Source organism: Dyadobacter linearis, assembly GCF_907165045.1.
GTDB classification, from domain to species: Bacteria; Bacteroidota; Bacteroidia; order Cytophagales; family Spirosomataceae; genus Dyadobacter; species Dyadobacter linearis.
In genome coordinates this window covers 1,066,805-1,086,111 of sequence record NZ_CAJRAU010000001.1, presented here as the reverse complement: position 1 = coordinate 1,086,111, position 19,307 = coordinate 1,066,805, and the positions used below count along the sequence as shown (strand labels likewise).

Annotated in this window: 20 protein-coding genes; 11 read left to right on the top strand and 9 right to left on the bottom strand. The window is 47.6% G+C overall.

The annotated features are described in order from the left end of the window. The first annotated feature begins 159 nt into the window (after positions 1-159). A complete protein-coding gene (locus tag KOD92_RS04435; RefSeq protein ID WP_215232290.1) occupies positions 160-1,575 on the top strand; it encodes a CCA tRNA nucleotidyltransferase in 1,416 nt (471 codons plus the stop codon). Positions 1,576-1,647: 72 nt separating this feature from the next. Beyond that, on the top strand, positions 1,648-1,845 hold the full coding sequence (locus tag KOD92_RS04430; protein WP_149641352.1) for a hypothetical protein: 198 nt from the start codon (positions 1,648-1,650) through the stop codon (positions 1,843-1,845). Here the strand turns inward: KOD92_RS04430 and KOD92_RS04425 are convergent. After that, positions 1,842-3,125, bottom strand: a complete 1,284-nt coding sequence (locus KOD92_RS04425) for a DUF2851 family protein (protein WP_229254517.1) — start codon at positions 3,123-3,125, stop codon at positions 1,842-1,844. The genes KOD92_RS04430 and KOD92_RS04425 overlap by 4 nt on opposite strands. A 115-nt stretch (positions 3,126-3,240) precedes the next feature. On the opposite strand from KOD92_RS04425, the gene mtgA reads away from it, so the two are divergent. Beyond that, entirely contained in the window at positions 3,241-3,939 is a 699-nt protein-coding gene (gene mtgA / locus KOD92_RS04420; RefSeq protein ID WP_406566154.1) for a monofunctional biosynthetic peptidoglycan transglycosylase, read from the top strand. Positions 3,940-3,943: 4 nt separating this feature from the next. Here mtgA and KOD92_RS04415 read toward each other — a convergent pair whose 3' ends face one another. The 3 genes from KOD92_RS04415 to KOD92_RS04405 form a co-directional block, all read right to left on the bottom strand. Continuing rightward, positions 3,944-5,011, bottom strand: coding sequence for a hypothetical protein (locus KOD92_RS04415; protein WP_215232289.1), 1,068 nt, complete (start codon positions 5,009-5,011; stop codon positions 3,944-3,946). 120 nt (positions 5,012-5,131) lie between these two features. Further along, positions 5,132-5,530, bottom strand: a complete 399-nt coding sequence (locus tag KOD92_RS04410) for an OsmC family protein (protein ID WP_215232288.1) — start codon at positions 5,528-5,530, stop codon at positions 5,132-5,134. Positions 5,531-5,563: 33 nt separating this feature from the next. After that, the gene (locus KOD92_RS04405) at positions 5,564-7,309 is read right to left on the bottom strand and encodes a gamma-glutamyltransferase family protein (RefSeq protein WP_229254558.1); all 1,746 of its coding nucleotides are present in this window, start codon (positions 7,307-7,309) and stop codon (positions 5,564-5,566) included. A 253-nt stretch (positions 7,310-7,562) separates the two neighbouring features. Between KOD92_RS04405 and KOD92_RS04400 the strand changes: the two genes are divergently transcribed. The 4 genes from KOD92_RS04400 to KOD92_RS04385 all read left to right on the top strand — a co-directional run bounded on the left by KOD92_RS04400 (position 7,563) and on the right by KOD92_RS04385 (position 11,351). Further along, positions 7,563-8,921, top strand: a complete 1,359-nt coding sequence (locus KOD92_RS04400; protein ID WP_215232287.1) for an MATE family efflux transporter — start codon at positions 7,563-7,565, stop codon at positions 8,919-8,921. 107 nt (positions 8,922-9,028) lie between these two features. Continuing rightward, complete coding sequence (locus KOD92_RS04395) at positions 9,029-9,334, top strand: hypothetical protein (RefSeq protein WP_215232286.1); 306 nt, start codon at positions 9,029-9,031, stop codon at positions 9,332-9,334. A gap of 13 nt (positions 9,335-9,347) precedes the next feature. Continuing rightward, on the top strand, positions 9,348-10,475 hold the full coding sequence (locus tag KOD92_RS04390) for a hypothetical protein (protein ID WP_215232285.1): 1,128 nt from the start codon (positions 9,348-9,350) through the stop codon (positions 10,473-10,475). Between the two features lie 105 nt (positions 10,476-10,580). Continuing rightward, on the top strand, positions 10,581-11,351 hold the full coding sequence (locus tag KOD92_RS04385; protein WP_215232284.1) for an Fpg/Nei family DNA glycosylase: 771 nt from the start codon (positions 10,581-10,583) through the stop codon (positions 11,349-11,351). A gap of 14 nt (positions 11,352-11,365) precedes the next feature. Here KOD92_RS04385 and KOD92_RS04380 read toward each other — a convergent pair whose 3' ends face one another. The 3 genes from KOD92_RS04380 to KOD92_RS04370 form a co-directional block, all read right to left on the bottom strand. Next, positions 11,366-12,013 (bottom strand): 2'-5' RNA ligase family protein, encoded by a 648-nt coding sequence (locus KOD92_RS04380; protein ID WP_215232283.1) that lies wholly within the window; start codon positions 12,011-12,013, stop codon positions 11,366-11,368. A gap of 183 nt (positions 12,014-12,196) precedes the next feature. Continuing rightward, a complete protein-coding gene (locus tag KOD92_RS04375; protein ID WP_215232282.1) occupies positions 12,197-12,616 on the bottom strand; it encodes a response regulator in 420 nt (139 codons plus the stop codon). Continuing rightward, the gene (locus KOD92_RS04370) at positions 12,600-14,210 is read right to left on the bottom strand and encodes a sensor histidine kinase (protein ID WP_215232281.1); all 1,611 of its coding nucleotides are present in this window, start codon (positions 14,208-14,210) and stop codon (positions 12,600-12,602) included. The genes KOD92_RS04375 and KOD92_RS04370 overlap by 17 nt, the downstream gene beginning before the upstream one ends. 171 nt (positions 14,211-14,381) lie before the next feature. Between KOD92_RS04370 and porV the strand changes: the two genes are divergently transcribed. The 4 genes from porV (at position 14,382) to KOD92_RS04350 (ending at position 17,109) form a co-directional block, all read left to right on the top strand. After that, on the top strand, positions 14,382-15,476 hold the full coding sequence (gene porV, locus KOD92_RS04365; RefSeq protein ID WP_215232280.1) for a type IX secretion system outer membrane channel protein PorV: 1,095 nt from the start codon (positions 14,382-14,384) through the stop codon (positions 15,474-15,476). Positions 15,477-15,666: 190 nt separating this feature from the next. Further along, a complete protein-coding gene (locus tag KOD92_RS04360) occupies positions 15,667-16,326 on the top strand; it encodes an START domain-containing protein (protein WP_215232279.1) in 660 nt (219 codons plus the stop codon). A gap of 14 nt (positions 16,327-16,340) precedes the next feature. After that, on the top strand, positions 16,341-16,670 hold the full coding sequence (locus KOD92_RS04355; RefSeq protein ID WP_229254515.1) for a hypothetical protein: 330 nt from the start codon (positions 16,341-16,343) through the stop codon (positions 16,668-16,670). Positions 16,671-16,731: 61 nt separating this feature from the next. Next, a complete protein-coding gene (locus tag KOD92_RS04350; protein WP_215232278.1) occupies positions 16,732-17,109 on the top strand; it encodes a hypothetical protein in 378 nt (125 codons plus the stop codon). A gap of 71 nt (positions 17,110-17,180) precedes the next feature. Here KOD92_RS04350 and KOD92_RS04345 read toward each other — a convergent pair whose 3' ends face one another. Next, on the bottom strand, positions 17,181-17,987 hold the full coding sequence (locus KOD92_RS04345) for a 5'-methylthioadenosine/adenosylhomocysteine nucleosidase (RefSeq protein ID WP_215232277.1): 807 nt from the start codon (positions 17,985-17,987) through the stop codon (positions 17,181-17,183). 8 nt (positions 17,988-17,995) lie between these two features. Beyond that, positions 17,996-19,294 carry an NCS2 family permease gene (locus KOD92_RS04340; RefSeq protein ID WP_215232276.1) on the bottom strand — a complete coding sequence of 433 codons (1,299 nt, stop codon included), beginning with the start codon at positions 19,292-19,294 and terminating at the stop codon, positions 17,996-17,998. Between the last annotated feature and the right edge of the window lie 13 nt (positions 19,295-19,307).

The window sequence follows — 19,307 nt, the reverse complement described above, 5'->3', positions numbered from 1 at the left end:
TTTTTTTTGGAGTTTAACAAATTTAAGTATTGTCTTATGCTAAACAAGTTGCGAGCTTATTTTGTTACGAATTTGTGAAGCCTGATCGCCGATTATCAATTGTCCCGCTAAACTTGCTGCACGGGCGCGGGCAAAACGAGAAAATATTACCTTTGCCGCATGAATTTCAAAGAGCAATTATCCGGCTATCCGATATTGGAGATGGTGGCGAAGGCTGCGGCTGAGCTGGATGTAGAGGCATACGTGATCGGTGGGTTTGTAAGGGACCTGATACTCAAAAGGAATAGCAAGGATATTGACATCGTTTCAATCGGAAGCGGCATTGAACTGGCCGAGCTTGTCGCCAGTCAGCTTGGGCCGGATGTTTTTGTGAGCATTTACAAAAGTTTCGGAACAGCCCAGATCCGCCAGGGTGATCTGGAAATCGAGTTTGTAGGCGCCAGAAAAGAATCTTACCGCGCCGATTCGCGCAAGCCGGCAGTAGAAGACGGGACGCTGGCGGACGATCAGAACAGGCGCGATTTCACCATTAACGCAATGGGGATCAGCCTGAAAAAAGAAAGCTTCGGCGAGTTGATCGATCCGTTTGATGGTGTTAAAGACCTTAAAAAGAAGATCATACGAACCCCGCTCGGACCTGAAATCACTTTCTCCGACGATCCGCTGCGAATGATGCGCGCGATCCGTTTCGCCAGTCAGCTCAACTTTGATATTGAAGCGGATACCTTCGATGCGATCGTGAAAATGAAGGACCGTATTTCCATTGTTTCTGCGGAGCGGATCTCAGACGAATTGAACAAAATAATTCTTTCCAAAACGCCTTCCTACGGTTTCAAACTGCTATTTCACTCAGGATTACTGGCTATCATTTTTCCTGAAATGATCGAGCTGCAAGGCGTGGAAAACATCGAGGGAAAGGGACATAAGGACAATTTTTACCACACTTTGCAAGTCCTGGACAATGTGTCGCAGACCACCGACGACCTCTGGCTCCGTTGGGCTGCGATCCTGCACGATATTGCCAAGCCGGCTACCAAGAAGTTTGACAAAAAGATCGGCTGGTCGTTTCATAATCACGAAGAAGTGGGCGCGCGAATGGTACCCGTCATTTTCAGGCGGATGAAACTGCCGCTGAATGAGAAAATGCGCTTTGTGAAAAAGCTTGTGCGGCTGCATTTGAGACCGATCGTTTTGTCGAAGGAAGATATTACAGACTCTGCAATGCGGCGCTTGCTCGTGGAAGCGGGCGAGGATATTGAGGCGCTCATGAAGCTTTGCCGGGCGGATATCACCTCCAAAAACCCTGAAAAGGTTAAAAAATACATCAGTAACTTCGATCTCGTTGAACAGAAGCTGAAAGACCTGGAAGAGCGTGACAAGCTGCGCAATTTCCAGCCAGTGATCACCGGTGAAATGATCATGCAGACTTTCGGGTTGAAACCTGCGAAAGAAGTCGGGATAATCAAAGAAATCATCCGCGAGGCGATTCTCGAAGGCACGATACCCAATGAATATGAAGCTGCTTTTGCTTTTATGGTGGAAGAGGGTAAAAAAATGGGGTTTTCTGTGCAGTGACACGGCACATATTTTATAGCATAAGGCGCATATTTATAACTTTACCAAAAACATCTTCTCTTTACCAATTCAATGGAAAATACTCCGTTCAAGCGTTTTTTTGGCGCGCTTTTGACGATTCTCGGCATTTCAGTTCTGCTTTTCGCCTGCATCGCATTTCTTTCTGATAAACCGGTACTCGGGCTGACGGTTTCCAAATGGGAATCGATCGTGCCTTTTTTAGTAGGTACCGTGTTTCTGCTCACGGGGGTCAACCTGGTCAAAGGCTAATTTGATCTTACCAAACCTGCGCCTACCGTGCAATCAAGGCACTTCTTGGGCAAACAGTAATTATTATACCATTCTATCAGCGCCTGGGAATCGGCGGAGGTTTTCACCCGCATTCCCAGCGTCGCCCACTCCCTGGTGATCCGGTTGTTCTCCGAAGGAAGCTGCGAAAGCCAGTCAATCGCCTTATCGAGCAGTTCGGGCTGCTGCCGTTGTCGGGCGAAGGCGACCAGTACCGGAATGATACCATTGATAATCAGCAAAGAGCCGGCATCTTTTCCCATGAAAGGCACAGGTGTCGCCGCTTTTTTATCAAAAACATAATGTCGGACCCAATATTCCGATTGTCTGAGCTGAAACAGTTCCTGCATTTTCTCAAATGAATTCACCGAAATAATAGTCGAAAACAGGTTACCCTGTATGCTGAGCAGTCGCGCCAGCTGCGCCAGCCGGATCGTGGGAAAGCCGGCAGGCCGCAGTTTCGCAAATTTCCATTCGTGCGACTGCATTACTTTGTCGGCCAGCTTGTACTTGGTACTGAAAAACCGGAATTCTTTTTGCAAAGACCGCACATAAATGTCTTCGGATTTTTCGGGAATCAATCCCGCGCAGCCGAAAAGAATAGCCTCAATGTGCAATAGCCGGTCGCGATGTTTTTGAATTATTTTCAAAGGCACAATTTGAGTTAACCTGAGAAATGCAGGATCATTCAATTTGAATCCGAAATGCATTCCCAGCCACTGGTAAGCCGTTTCTTCCCAATCATTGCGGTTTTTTTCTAACATTTCCATCACGGCGGCGGCTTTTCTGTCCAGCCTTTCCAGCAACACGCGGTCGAGCATCGCGTACTTATGAATTTCATGGATTTCAGAGAACATACCTGAACATGGGATCGTGTCGCCCATATCCTGCAACAGCGCATATCTCTCCATAATGGAATTTTTCACTAATCCTTTGAGCGCCAAAGTCGGTACCAGTGTCCCGTCCTGGCGCATTACCGGCTTGTCGTTTTCCCAAACCAAATGCAGGATCACGCTTTCGTAAGCCGGGTCGGAGTCGTGCGTGTGGACAAACCAATCCGAAGAGCGCACGTGGATTTCAATGCTTCCATACCAATGTACATCGTCGATCACGACGGCGGCTTCCAGAAAATCGGGGCCGGCGTTGTTGTTTCTATGGCCGGTACGGATTACGGAAATGCGCTTTTGATCGTCTGTGGCAAGATTTGCGCTTTCAAAATACTGGAAACGCCAAACGAAACTCAGAATCTCTTCATTCATCATAACAAGGGACAGATACGTGTGATTTGCTAAATATTGGTTTTGATTTCTTTGTCTAAACCTGATTAGTTTCTGTTCTTTGTACGCTGTTTTCGTCCTTTGGTCTCGTATTGTTGAAGTGAAAAGTTCTTTTGTGCGCCGTCTGCGATTTATTGTTTTAAGGTTACTGCTCCTGTTTTTTGGAATTTCAATTATTTGGGTGGTCATTCTCAGGTTCTTACCAGTTTGGGCAACTCCGTATATGCTTTCCAGAAAAATCGAAGCTTTCAGGGAAGACAAGGAAACTGAGCTTTTTCATGATTGGGAACCCTACGAGAATATTTCGAAAGAAGTGGCTTTGGCAGTAATTGCTTCGGAGGACCAGAACTTTCCACGGCACTGGGGTTTTGATTTTGACCAGATCTATAATGCTGTAACCGAAAAGCGGAAGCGCGCGCGCGGAGCAAGTACCATTTCCCAGCAGGTTGCTAAAAATGTCTTTTTGTGGCATGGCAGGAGCTATATCCGGAAAGGTCTGGAAGCTTATTTTACGGTTTTGATCGAGCTGATCTGGGATAAGGAACGCATTCTGGAAGTATATTTAAATGTGGCCGAAATGGGAGAAATGACTTTCGGCGTGGAGGCGGCTTCACAGCGCTATTACAAGAAATCGGCGCAAAATCTCACGAGATATGAAGCGGCGCGCATTGCGGCGGTACTTCCCAATCCGATCCGTTTTTCTATTAAAAACCCCTCAGGCTACGTCAATAAGCGCACCGGGCAGATCGTTCGGCAAATGAAATACCTTGGCGGACGCAAGTATCTTGATAATTTGTAAGCCGCTATCTAATCTCTTTTTTCGGCTCGCGAGAAGAAGCTGGCGTGGCCGGTTTGACCGATTTGCGGGAGGAAGGTTTGGTCAAACCTTTGGTTGAAGCAGGTTTTTTGCCGGAATACCTCGGCTTCTTTTTCTTGACCGGCTTTTTTATGGGCCTGGCAGGTTCCACCTGTTTCACAATAATCGGCCTCCCATTTTTGTCGAATGCAGGAACGCGGTAACTGACCGATCTCGACTTTGGGTTTCTTTTTACAAATAATGCAGAACCTTCACTCGCCGTTGCTGGTCGGGAATAAGTCGTTTTGTAGTCTCCTCGATTGGATTTCGTGCGCACAATAATTGATCTCGACCGAAAATTTGCGCTGTAATACTGCCCGTACCAGGCCGGGTTCCGGAAATATTTCCATTTCCGGTAGCGGGCATTGTACGATTTGTGCAAGTGATAATGGTAACCGTAATAGGAATGCCAGTACCGCGGCCGCCAGGGTTTCCAGTAAGAAGGATAGTACCGCCAGCGCCAGGGTGAGTTCCAGGCTGAGTAACCAGGAGAGAAAACGTAACGCACCATCGGCCAGGTGGCTACCGACACAGGATTGCTCTGCGCCGATTTAACCGTTTCTAATCCTGTATAGCCTGGATTCGCAGTTTCCGTATTGTTTGGTTCCAGAATATAATCCTTACCATACAAGTCCTCGTCGCCGACCAGCTGGATCAGCACCTTACCGTCACTTTTCTTCTCCACGAAAAAGACCGCTATGTTCTGGTCTTCATTTTCGCTGACAGCCGTTTTTAATGTAATGGTGTGAATATCACCACTTACCTTGTCCGTCACCCGTATATAGTCGGTACCCTCGTCGCCGTTCAGGTCAAGGTTATTGATTCCAGACAGTTGAGCATTCAGGCTTTTTTCAAAGGATTCCAGGGTTTTGGATTCCTGAAAAAGCTTCATGACAGCGTATAAATTGAGATTATCTCCTGGTAGATCGAGCTTTTCTGTTTCTGACTGGGCGAACAAATGAGCAGTTATGCCCCATAAAAACAGTGACAATACGAAGCGTAACAATTTTTGCATACCGTTGAGATAAGGGCCGGGTTACGGTCCCTCGAAGCGTTGAGATTACCAAGAAACCTCAAACTAAGCAATTTTCTTCCATTTCACCCAGGCGCCGCGCAACATTACTTTTCTGATCGCTCACTGAACCAGGGTAACTTTCGCGCCTTTTCTGAGTGTATTATGTATCTCTGCAACCTCATTGGTGTGCCTGATCAATTCATCGATTGCCGCTTGGGGTGCGTCAGAAGTTACTCTTGCCGCATATTGAAAGTTGTTACCAGGCTGTCCGTCCGCTCCAAATTCAGCTGTACAATCGACCTCCACGCCGGTTACTATGATGTTCATTTTGGCCGCCTCACGATAAATATCGTTGCAAAAACACGTCGCTAATGCGAGTAGAAGCAGCTCCCCGCCGTTGACGGAGGAGCCATAACCTGTCGGCTTTGGCGCAATCTGAATGGATTTGGCAGATCCATTCGTTTCAAGGAGAACCGAGTGCCGATTGAATTCACTTTGAACGCGGGCAGATAGTTTCATAAAAATCTTATTAGAATGCTGCTACGGCGGAATCTACCAGCCAAATCCATAATCTTCCCCGTGGTTACTGGATCCGCCCCAGAAGCTGCCGTGCTGCCAATCGAAGTAAATTGCATTGATCGGGCCGCTGGTCCTGGGCTGGTAGGAGAGTTTGTAACCCATTTTGGATAGCTCCTTCCTGGTCCAGTCGGGCATCGATTCGTTCAATATCAGCCCGCCCGGGATCTTTTCGTGCGCTCCGAAACTCCCGTACATTTGCAGCGTTTTAAAACTCGGCGCTTCCGTAGCTTCCTGCACGGTCATTCCAAAATCAACCATATTCAAAAAGAATTGCAGCAGAAGCTGATCCTGCTCGTCGCCCGCTTGCTTGGCAAATGAAAGAAACGGTTTTCCGTCTTTTAACGCAAGACTTGGCGTGAGCGTCACGCGTGGCCTTTTGCCCGGTTCCACCACATTGAAAGGGTTTTCACGGGCGTCGAGCACGAAAGATTGCATCCGCTGGCTCAATCCCACGCCCGTATTTCCAGCAATGCAAGCAGGTACCCAGCCGCCGCTCGGCGTAATGCTCACTACCCAGCCTTCCTCGTCGGCCGCCTCCACCGACGTGGTACCAGCCGTAAATTCCTTCATAAACTGCTCGCTCGGCCCGTCTTGGTTTTGGTTTAATACTGCATGAAAATTACCCCAGCTTTTGAGCTGATCAGCGTAAGGATTTTTCTTGCCTTCAAAAGGGTAGGGATCACCAGGAAGCACTTTTGCGTCATTCTTTTCCAGGTCGATCTGCTTGATCCGCTCCTTCGCATATTCTTTCGACAGTAACCCTTTCATCGGCTCTTCGGGCGCAAATGCCGGGTCGCCATAGTAAAAGTCACGGTCGGCAAAAGCAAGGTTCATTACCTGGTACAGGGTATGCACATATTTTGACGAATTATAGCCCATTCCTTTCAGATCGAAGTTTTCGAGCATATTAAGTGCCTGCAACATCACCGGCCCCTGCGTCCATTGCTGCATTTTATACACATCAATACCCTTATAATTCGTCACCAGCGGCTCTTCGATCTTTACTTTCCAGGTCGCAAGATCCTGTTCGGTGATCAGCCCGCCTTGTTCCTGGGTACCTCTGGCGATTTCTTTGGCAATATCCCCTTTATAAAACCTGTCATAAGCTGCATATATGGCATCTTTTCTATTCTTTCCTTTTTTGAGTGCCTGCTGCTCCGTGTCCACCAGCTTTTGCAGCGTCGCCAGCAGATCCTTTTGCACAAAAATCTCCCCGGCGTCAGGCGCTTCTCTTGGCTGTCCCAAATGCGGCAGGAAGATTTTGGTAGAATAAGGCCATTTTTTGATCTCGGCTTTATCGCGCTCAATCGCATTCGCAGTTTGCGCCTCGATCGGATAACCTTCCGCCATTTGCATAGCCGGAGCCAAAACTTCTTTCAGGCTCATAGTGCCATATTCTGCCAATATCGTCATCAATCCGCCCGGCGTTCCCGGCGTAGTCGCGGCCAGCGGACCGTATTCCGGTGGGTATTTCATTCCTTTCTTTTTGTAAAAATCAGCCGTAGCTCCGGTCGGGGCCACGCCCATCGCATTGATCGCAATCACCTTTTTCGTTTTTGGATTGTAGATCAAAGCCTGCGTTTCGCCGCCCCAGCTCAGTACATCCCACATCGTGCAAGTGGCAGCCAGCATAGCGCAGGAAGCGTCGACTGCATTTCCGCCTTTACTAAAAATCATCGCCCCGGCAGTCGCGGCCAGTGGCTTTCCGGTAATCCCCATCCAATGTTTCCCATGCAGCGGCGGTTTTTGGGTTGTTACGGGGAAATTGTTAAAAGACTGGCTCCGCGCAAGAAAAGACGAAGTAGTGATCAACAGGGTCGAGAATAGAAGTTTTATTTTCAATGGGATCCCGCGGTTTAGTGAAGCTGTAATAGTAAAAGTCGTGAATATTTAGGTCAAAATTTCCCTTAAAATCTCGAAATTATCAGGTAACCGGCTTGGTGCTAGCTGCTTTTTGCGGTATTTCGCGGCTATGAAAGATCAGAACCCTCTCGCAGAAGCGCCCGTCAAACCGCTGTTCTTCAAATATTACGTTCCAGCGCTGATCAGCATTCTTTCAGTGACCGCGCATCAGGTGATCAATGGTATTATCCTCGGCAGGCAGGTGGGTAAGGAAGGTTTGGCGGCTGTTGGGTTGTACGGATCGGTATTGCTCGTTTTTATCGCGCTCACCTTGCCGATTATGGTTGGCGGCGGGATCATGATCAGCAAAAATATCGGTGCAGCCGATTATCCCAAGGTGGGGAAGATATTCAGGTTTGCTACCACGCTCGGTTTGCTATTCGGCGGTATGATCGCTCTGTCCGCCCCATTCGTCGTCAGGCCCATAGCCGACTTCCTTGCTGGTACTGAAAACGAAAAGATTGCGCAAAGCACCTCAGACTACATGCTGTGGCAATTCCTGGGACTACCGTTTTTCTTTATACGCATGTTCTGGAGCAATTTTGTGAGCAATGACGGCAGCCCGAAAACTTCCCGGAATGCCTCGTTACTTGCGGTTTTTGTGAATATAGTCCTTGATCTGGTCCTAATTGTTGTGTTTAACTTTGGCGTAACCGGCGCGTCGGTAGCCACGACACTGGCTATTTTTTCGGGTAACCTTTTCCTGTTTTTTCATATTCGAAGAGGAAAAGGGCATGTGAATTTTCGAGGCTTCCATCTCACTTTACACTTTCAGGAATGGAGGGAGTTGCTGCGTCTGGGGGTACCTTCGTTTGCGTCGGAAATCGCTTTTTCTACTGGCTTGCTGATCATTAACCGCCGGGTTGTGGCGCATGGTGCGCTGGCAGTTGCTGCTTTCGGGATGATCAATTACATTAGTTTTATATTCCTGAGATTTTTTACAGCCGCCATGATCGCCTCCCTGCCTATTATTTCCTTCAATCTCGGTGCGCAGAAGTTCAGCCGTGCGCGCGAAGTTTTTCTTTTCGCCCTGCTGTTTACATTCCTTCTTGGTATCGCCGTCGCCGGAGCCGGTTTCGCATTTCCGCAGCCGCTGGTCGCCCTTTTTTCCGGGAAGGAAACAAAGGAATTCGGCCAGATAGCGACTAACGGTATGGGATGGTATTTCACCCTTTTTCTAGCTGCCGGCCCGAATTATATCCTCTCGGCCTACTTGCAAAGCACCGGTCAAACCACTGTTTCCATTATCATGAATGTGTTGAAAGGAGGCTTGCTGGTCGCTTTGTTCGCCTGGATTTTACCTTATTTTCTAGGTTTAAACGGGGTCTGGCTTGCAAGAGGCTTAGCCGAAATTGTGTCTTTGCTATTAATAGGGGGATATTGTTTTTTTACCGGAAAAGGATTTTCAAAACCTTCCGAAATTTCATAGCATTTCCTGGTAGCCCGTTCCAGAATGTAGCTGAGGATTTCGTTATATTGCTATTGATTATTCAGGAAATAATCCGGCGATTTTCTAACCAATTATCCAGCTCAGCGATGGCACAATTCAAGACACTTTCATCAAATTTTCACATCAGCACACTGGTGGAGCACGGTACGCTCACCTTTTTTCTTGACGGTAACCAGATTATCAGCGCAAGGGATTCCATCGATTCTAAAACAATGATCCTTGAAGCAGGCAGGCACGAATACCAGTGGCAGGTGAACGGAAAGGACAATTTAACTCGGTATTATATTCGGATGACGAGCAATGGCGTGGCAGTGCCCGGGACGGGAGTAGGGCCCAGGACATTGAAAGGCGGAGATACGGATTTTAGCGGAGGGGAATTTCAGGTCAGCTAACTCAAATGCAGATATGAACAAACGATTTTTACAACTTGTCCTGATTGCGGGCATATTAATGGGCGGGGAAGGCCACGCGCAGGACGCGGAAGATTTTTCGGATCAGGAGACTGTTATTGCCAGAAAAAACCTGAACGAAAAGTTACAATCCAATAATAATGTCGCCAATGCAGGGACAGTGAGCAATCTGCCCAGCATTAGTCTGACTTCACTTTTTTCGGACACACAAGCCGAGGCTAAGTTTTCTGTCAATGCGGGCGAAAGCCTTTTCAATATTGGCCTTTCACAATCTTTTTCTGAAAAACCCGGATCCGCTACTTTTCTGGATTTGGAAGGCATTACCACCGGGACCACATTTTCGGTCGCCTGGCAGCGGACCATCGGACGCACACTTATTCCGACGAAGCTGCCGATCACTGACTTGCGGAAATTTATCGAGGTAAAACAGAAAGTGCGTGAGCGAAAGAAAATTGATCCGGCCAACGATGTAACATTTCTGGATATGGACGAGGCCGACAAAAAGGAATTGATTGAAGCCGGCGCGATCAATCTCGATGCTTTTGAAACGCCGTGGATATTCACAGCCAGGTTCAGCGCCAGTCGCGTCGGATTCGACTACATCACCGATTCGCTTGCCGCAAGACCTTCCGCCGCGACCCGCGTGGGGAAAAATTTCAATCTTGCATTTTCCAAATTCAAAAATCTTTATACCTATTATTCTTTTTCGTACGGCCTGGTCGTCAATTATGCAAGCGGAAGCGACGTGCTCGATTATTCGTTTCCCGTTGGGACCAATGGTCACGCATTCACCTCTGAGGTCACATACGGAGCGCCGGCAAAAAGTATCGGCTCGCGGATCAAAGCCGAGCTCCGACAAATGATAACCAGGGATAGAGTACCGGTCCTGGGGCTTAATCCGAGCGTAACCTGGATTGTCAAAAGTGAAAAGCTCAATCTCGATATTCCGGTATATTTTCTCACGAAGCGGGAAGACGGTAATTTTAACGGATTGCAGGCCGGGATAAAAATAGGTTACACCAGCCGGTTTAATGATAGTTTCTTCAAAGATATGGTCGATCTGAAATCCCAAAAAGTCTATTTCGGCCTTTTCGTCACAAAACCATTTCTCGTAAAAAACTGAAAATGTCTAGCTTAGTTTCAAGCTAGATTTATATATCACGCAACCAACAGAGCATAGATTGGAATCATTATTTTTGATTGATCATCCTACAAAAACTGCGAAAACATGCCGGAAATAGTCGACCTCGAAATCTTTAAGAAAAACCTTGAAAAGCGTTTCAAAAATAAGAAGCTTCAAAAAGTGGAAATCGGCTCCGGCGCCAAGATCGAAGCTTCCGAAAAGGATTTTGAAAAAGCGCTTTCCGGCAAAAAACTGAAAAGCGTCGACCGAAAAGCCAAGGAGCTATATTTCAATTTTGGTGACGATCAGGTTGTTTCCATGCATTTGATGTTACATGGCCAGCTCAGTACACCCGAAACTTTGCCCAAAGCATTTGTAGCGGCTTTTTTATTTGAAGGTACTGAGCCACTGGTGTTGTCTGATTATCAGAAAGCAGCCAAAATCTCACTCAATCCAAAAGAGAATATGGTTGTAGATGCACTTTCCGATGAAATGACACCGGAATGGCTGGAAGCACAGTTGAAAAAACGCAGGTCGCCTGTAAAGACAGTAATTTGTGATCCCAAGATCATCGGTGGTATTGGTAATGCATACGCAGATGAAATCCTTTGGGAAGCAAAAATCCATCCAGAGTCCATTGCCAATCAAATTCCTGCAAAAGAAGTCCACAAGCTCGCCAAGGCAATAAAAAGCGTTGTAAACGATTCTATCGAAAAGATCAGGGAGTCTAATCCGGATATCATTTCAGGCGAGATCCGTGATTTTATGGTGGTACATAACCACAAACGGAAAACCAGCCCAACCGGTGGACAGATTAAAAATGCAACGGTAGGCAGCAGAAAAACTTACTACACGGACGAGCAGATCAAGTATTGATCTGCTTTCATGCATTAAAATAGTGCGGCCTGAACAAACTGTGCGCTGGGCAGTCCTTTCAGAGGAAAACGCTCCACGATCTGGAATTTATCACCTTTTACGAGTGACCTCCTCAGCAGCTGCATCTCATTGACCTGAAAGTTGGCCGAAAATTGCTGGTACCTCCACTCAAACCACGCCTGGTCCAGCTGCTTTTCAGTCATATTACGCGCGATCGTATAATGCGGGTCTGTGCAGTATTCGTGCTCTGCCGGCGACCACTGCTGAATATGTTTATCAATATCTGTTTTCAGGTTTTTTACGATTTCCAGTATTTTCCCGGAAGCAGGTGCAGCTACGTCTACATACATGGTACCGCGGTCATATTTGTCAAAACCATTGAGTTCCATTTTAAACGGAGCGGAGGTTTCTGCCACTTTTTTGCATCCCTGAACAACCCGGTCCACTTTACTTTCATGGATAATGCATTGCATTAAAGCCATGTGCGGAGTCAGGTTGGCAGCGAACTTACAACCGTAACGCCGCTCAAAAAACTCTTTTACACTCGTTATATGTGCCTTCGTCACTTCGTCGCAGGAGAAGATCAGAAGGTATTCCAGCATGTGATTGCGGATACTGGTTAAGGTACTGGGATGATTGTTGTTGATGTGAATACTTTTCATCTTGTAGTCTGTTGAATGTCAATGATTAGTAACACTACAAAAATAGCAATGATATAATAAGTATCAAATAAATGATCTTAAAAATATCATGATTATTCAAGCAACAACAGATTTGGAACGCAGAAGTGGCGAATGCACTGCGTCAGAGCACTTTATAGCTTTGTGTTTCAGAGAAAAAAAATGTTAATAGATAACCGGGCCTGTCTGGATACGGGCCAATATTTCAGCCAGCACTTTGGGTGTCAGTGGTTTGACGATCAGGTCCTGCACTTCGCTGAGCGACTGCGCCCGGGCAAAGTCTTCTTCGTCATTTGAGGAGCTCACGAGAAAAATATGCACCTTCTTTTGAACCGTTGGCAGCAGCTTACCAACAGCGTCCAGGAACTGCCAGCCGTCGAGAACGGGCATGTTCAGATCCAGCAGGATCAGGTCGGGGAGTTTGTCGGGAGTACTCAGGTTTTCATTAAAAGCGTCGATCGCGAGCTGCCCGTTATTGAAGTAGTTGGTTTGTTTTGCGATCGCCGACCTGTCGATGATGATGTTGACGGCAAAACGGTAGATCTCGTCGTCGTCGACTACCCAGAGGTTATTTATCTTCTCCATTAAATATTATTTTAAAAGCTGATCCTACACCCGGCTCACTTTCCACTTCAATTTTCCCCCCCTGGGATTCAATCTGCGTTTTTACCAAAAATAATCCCACTCCGTACGCGTCACTGCGGTTGTGGAAGGTTTTGTAAAGTCCGAATATCTTTTTACCGTGTAGCGCCAGATCAATTCCCAGCCCGTTGTCGCGGCATTCCAGTACCGTTCTCTCCTCCTGGTCCTGGTAACATTTCAGCTGGATATGAAGCGGGCTGTCCGGTTTCCGGTATTTAATTGCGTTGGATACCAGGTTGGTGATAATGCTTTCGAGGTAAACCCTGGGAAATGAGACAACTGTTTCCTCAAAATAAATATCAACCACCGCATTATTCCTATTCAGGTCCGTATGGAAAATATCCAGCACTTTTTCCGTGATCGTTTTCAGGTCGATCAGTTCGGATTGTACCACACTTTCCTTGATCTTGATCGCTTTGGAAAGATCTTCCAGCGTGGAATTAAGTCCATTTGAAACGTCCTTCATTTTCTCAAAAAGCAGTGCATTATCCTGGTCGAGCTTCTCCGGGTCCACAAGTGTGGAAAGCAGTACCATATTGGTAGCGTGATTCCGGATATTATGGGACAGGATGTGCGTGAAATTTTTCAACTGCACATTATTCTGGGTAGTGAGTTCGAGCGATTTGTTCAATGCAAGCTCGGCATTCTTGTATCGATCAATATTCATAAAAATCCCGCGCAGCTTCGTCACTTTGCCATTTTCGTCGAACAGCGGCCGGCCGGTGGACCTTACCCACACTGATTTTCCCGTCAGCGTAGTGGCTACCAGTTCTTCATCCCACTCCCGCCCTGTTTCGATAGCCGCTGTCACCGCTGCTTCTGCGATCTTCTTGTACGGTTGCTGAACGTGGCTGTACAAACTCAGTTCGTTAAGCGGATAGTCGTCGGGAAGTTCCAATATAGCATACACCGTTTTAGACCAGGTTCTTACCTTCGTCGCAAGATCCGTTTCCCAGCCGCCCACTTCGCTGATCCGCCCCGCCTCCGACAGCAGGAACTCGCTCGCAGCCAGCTTTTCCTCCACTTCCTTTCGCTTTGCGATCTCGCATTCAAGGTCGCGCACAGACCGGAGGCTGCTCATTAGCGGAAGCGTTTTGTACAAAACAAAAACGGTGACGATCGATACAATTGCAGTTGCCAGCCTGAGCAGTGCGCTGAGCCGGTAAGCCGGCCACCAGAATATCGCGGCGTCGATCAAATGGGTTAGACCACAGAGGAGGATAAAGGCTATAAAAAGCAGAAAGATCCTGGGAAAAGGGGAGTCTTTGCGTCGGCGCAAAACGATGAGAAGCAATACGGGAATGGCAAAAAAGGCTGCTCCGATCCCGATATCGGAAAGGATGTAGAGCCAGCCATGAAAGTCGGACCAGCTCCCACAGTACCACCTTGGCGAAAAATCGCTTGTGTTGAAAACGCTTGAAAAAAAAGTGGAGATCTGATCTGATAGCGTTGCCGCATTAGTCGGGATGATGGGAATTTTGCATAAGGCAATATTTGCAAGTTGATCTGCAACGTGTTGCGTGCTATCAGGTTTCAAGAGAACTTTTTAGAGGACGGGTGTATCGAGGCTGTAAGATAGTATTTTGTTAAGAAAGATCAATTTGCGGTTTTAAATAAAACCCGGAATATTCTCATACTAAGTAAGATATGGTTGCGTTGATTGCATTGTAACCGATTGCTCAAAAACCTTCAACTTAATCTGTCTGCTATGAAAGGAAAAATCCTGCCCCTGAGTTTTTTCTTGTTAAGTTGTGCACCGGCTGCCGCGCAGTTTTCCGGCATACCCACCGGATTGCCGTGGATGCTGGAAATCAACCCCGATGCCCGGACTGCCGCTATGGGCAATGCAGGCGCCGCATCGAGCCCCGACGCCAATGCGACCTACATCAATTCCTCAAAACTGGCCGCTGCCGAAGAGGATTTTGGGGCCTCCGTTTCCTACGCGCCCTGGTTACGAAACCTGACAAACGGAATGTGGCTGGGTTACGCAAGTGCCTACAAAAAGCTGGGCGAAAAACAAGCGGTTGCCGCGTCAGTGCAGTATTTTGACTATGGTACAAATGCTCCCTTTGGTATTCTCAGCAACGGGCAGGATCTGGCTTTGAGCGCTATGTATTCCAGACAGCTTGGGCGCAACTTTTTTATGGGACTCACACTAAAATACATTTCGTCTAACTTGGGATACGCTGTTATTGGGGGAAATTCTGTTGAGCCGGGACGCACAGCAGCTGCAGATATCAGTGCCTATTACCGGAAACAGGTTAAAAGTGAATCTACGGGAGAGGATTTCACCTGGTCGCTGGGAGCTGTGGTGTCAAATATTGGTGAAAAGGTCGATTACGGTGGCGGTATGGAATCTTATTTACCTACCAAACTCAGGGTAGGAGGCGGGATATCATACACGGCGACTGGCCGGCATAGGATAAACGTCATTGCTGATCTGAGCAAGCTGCTCGTACCAACTCCCAATGTGAACGGAGTTCCCTATTCAGGTACCTACTTTGACGCCATTTTCCGATCGTTTTCAGACGCGCCAGGCGGTTTTAAGGAGGAAATGCAGGAAATCAAAATCGGAATGGGAGCAGAATATTGGTATAACAACGCGTTTGCATTGCGGGCAGGTTATTACCATCAGGATAAGCGGAAAGAAAATGCGAGATACGTCACAGCCGGTGCCGGCGCCAGGATTCTGAAAAAATTCCAGGCGGATTTCGCGTACATTTTCCCAACTTACAGTGGGAGCCCGCTTAGTAGTACTTACCATGCCACACTATCATTTTATTTGAGCGGAAAAAAAGGGTAAAGGCTACCTGAATTGTCACTCAGCAAACAAAGTCAGGCAGTCGGGATTTGCGTATAACACTATACGTCTAATTTTTGGGCCGCGTCATTTTCAGTTCGGAGGCGAAATGCTGCAACTAGTACAGCATATCCGACGATCTGGAAGAAATGACTGGCTATGAGGCGTTTCGAGTGACAATTTTTGTGTAGCCATGAAAAAAATAATTGTCATCTTAATCGGGATATTATTCCCTGCTGCTTTCGCGGCGGCTCAGCCAGACTGGGTCGTCGCTACTGAGAAAGATGGTGTTAAAGTGTACAGTAAAACGGTTCCCGATTCCCGGATCAAAGCGTTGAAAGCCGAATATGTAATGGAGGCTACGGTGGAGGAAATATTAAATCTGCTGGTTGATATTCCGGCTACTACCAAATGGATGTGTCACGCCAAAGTCTGCGTTTTGCTGAAAAAGATCTCGGAGCAGGAACTCTATTATTATACCGAAGTAAGTCTGCCCTGGCCGCTTGATAACCGTGATTTCGTGACACATTTGAAGATCACACAAGACCCTGTTACTAAAATAGTCACCGTTAACTCGCCGGCTGTCGCGGGTGAAGTTGCGCCAAAAAAAGGGCTGGTGAGGGTAAATCATTCGCAAAGTGTGTGGAAGATCGTACCAGCGGGCGAGTGGAAGGTGAAGCTCGAATATACCTTGCGTGCAGATCCCGGCGGGCTGATCCCGGCCCACGTTGTCAACTACTTTGCAAGGCAGGCACCGGTTGAAACATTCCTGAATATGCAGGCGGAAATCCGTTCCAGGCGGGAAAAGAGGAATGCAAATGCCGCTGCTAAATCTGCCGGAGCCTATAAGTAACTAGCCCGCTTTCAATGCTTTCCACAGATGTAAGATGCGCGCCGCCGCTGCAAAGGCACAAAAGGCACGCAATTTTAGACGGTTTTGAAAGGAACAAGCAAACATTCACCATGGGAAAAGGGAAAGAACTTTTTGGTCACTACAATGATCTTGCAAAGGAAAAAGGGCCGGGTACTAAGGAAAGTGCGTATGCCGGTATTCTTTTTCAGGCATTATTAATGGTCGGCGAGCGGCGCACGTTCGAGTTGCTCGAAGAGGCCGACGAACAGGGAAAAAAGCTAAAATTGCAATACCCCGACAGTTCAAAAAAGGGCGAAGCGCCCAGCGGAATCGTGCTGGAATGATGTTGCTGGAATAGTTATTTAACAGAATGCGTTTTTCAACAGCTAAAACCAGCTACAAATCATGAAAACTGCAATCTTATCAATAGCAATGTTTTTTCTGACCGCGACCGGAGCCGCATTTGCACAGTCAACAACCCAATCAACCAACCCTAAACAAAAAGCTACCGGCGATACCGCAAGTAACTCTGCCGGAAGTATCCAGGGCGAACGCAGGACCACTGACGGAAGAGGAAAAGAGAACCAGGGAGGCCCCGCGACGGCAACTCAGGCGGGCCGCGCGACCGGCGCAGGCAAACGCAGTGAACCAGGTGGAAAAAGTAACGGAGATGCAACAGGCAAAACCAAATTGCCGGGCAACCAAAACGAAGCCACTAACCAGTCGGGTAGTGCAGGTGGTAACAAAAGCAAAACACCAAAATCTACTCCAAAGCAAAACTAAGGTCGGTTTTGAAGCAGTATATAAACGAAATCCCTGTCTGGTACAGGGATTTTTTTGTTGAATACGCTGAACTAGTTTTTTGCCTCCACTACTGCCATAACCAGCGTGGCTGCATTGGCTGCTGCGATATCATAAAAGTTGCCCATATCCTCCGCCGCGTGGTCGTCGGCATTGTCGCTCATGCTCCGAATGATCAGGAAAGGCACATTTTGTTGAAAACAAGTCTGCGCGATGGCCGCACCTTCCATTTCGGTAGCGGCCGCATTCAAATCTTTCCGCAGCCGCTCAGCTGTTTTTTTGGAGGAAACAAAAACATCACCGGTAACGATGATACCTTCGCTCACCGCCGGTACGCGGGTTCCTGATTTTCCTGCTATCTGATTAAATTTCAGACCTTTCGAAACCTTAATTGCTTTTTGTACCAGCTCAGGATCACATTTGAAATGTGTAGGATTGGGCTGGTCGGTGAGGGGATTTTTGGTTGCCCAATAATCCATTTTATCATCGGTCAATGCGCCGAAGTCGTGGTAAGCGATCTCGGTACCGATCACAATGTCACCCGGGCGCAATGCCTGGTTCACGGCACCTGCAATACCAGAGAAAATGATCTGGCGGGGGCGGAAATGGTCGAGCATGATCGTAGTAGTGATCGCCGCATTCACTTTACCCACGCCGGTTTGTGCGACTACCACTTTCCGGCCTTTCAGTTCACCGGTTATAAACCCGACAGAGCGGATCACGGTATCTTTCGGATTGACCATATTTGCCCTCAAAAGCTTCAACTCAGGCGGAAAAGCGCCGAGTATTCCAATTATTTCCTGCGCATTCGACTGAATTTGAACAAAACAAAAAACCAGCAGCAGTAGTACTTTTTTCATGAAGAGATTTAAAAAATTAATGCGAGTACCGCGAATAAGTCGATGATTATCAATGCTAATGTAATTTCTCTGGCGCGGCCCGTTAAAATATGCAGGGCTGTCCAGCTGAGAAATCCCCAGATAATACCCTGGGTAATGGAGTAAGTAAATGGGATCAGTACCATCGCGAGAAATGCGGGAAAAGCTTCGTGCAGCTCGTTCCAGTTAATTTTCACAACCGGTTTCATCATAAAAACCCCAACTAAAACCAATGCCGGCGCCGTAGCAATAGCGGGGATCGCACTTAATAATGGGGATAAAAATAGAAATGGCAGGAACAAAATCGCCCCCGCAATAGCTGTGAGGCCCGTTCTTCCGCCTTGCTCAATGCCTACCGCAGATTCAATATACGCTGTACCGGGGCTGCTGCCGGTAAGTCCGGCGACCGTGGTTGAAAATGCATCTACGATCAGCGATTTCCTGATATTGCGCGGCTCGCCGTTTTCGTCGAGCAGGTTCGAAGCTTCCGCCAGACCGACAAATGTGGACAGGCTGTCGAACATATCCGTGAATACAAAAGCGAGGATAACGGGCGCCAGGCTCCATTTCAGCGAGTTGACCAGATCGAGCTGAAACAATAAACTGAAATCCGGCGGCGCCACCAGGTTAGTGATGGTGATCACCGTTTCAGTCCCTCCCCACCAGCGCCCGATCGGCCAGGCGAGGAGGCTGGTGAGCACGATACCTATCAGAATACTTCCTTTTACATTTCTTATTAATAGAACGACTGTGAGCAGCAGGCCGGCAATGAAAGTGAGTGTGGATGCATTGAGGTTACCCAGGCTAACCATCGTAGCCGGACTTGCGACGATGAATTTTGCATTTGAAAACCCTATTAATGTAATGAAAATACCTATCCCTGAGGCGATTGCATACCGGAGCGGCTTTGGGATCGCTTTTGCAATATAGGACCTTACATTAAATATTGAGAGCAGCAAAAAGAATATCCCCGACCAGAAAACAGTGCCCAATGCGACCTGCCAGGTGAGTTTATACGTAAACACCGCCGTGAAAGTAAAGAATGCATTAAGCCCCATTCCCGGCGCGACGAGGATCGGGTTATTGGCGTACAGCCCCATCATCATCGAACTGAAAAACGATACCAGGATCGTAGCCGTTAAAACCGCTGAAAACGGCATGCCCGTCTGGCTGAGTATCGACGGGTTGACAACGATAATGTAAGCGGTGGCCAGGAAGGAGGAAAGTCCGGCGAGGATTTCGGTGGAAACAGACGTATGATCTTTTCTTAGCCGGGAAAAAGAAAACATTGGCGTGCGGTTT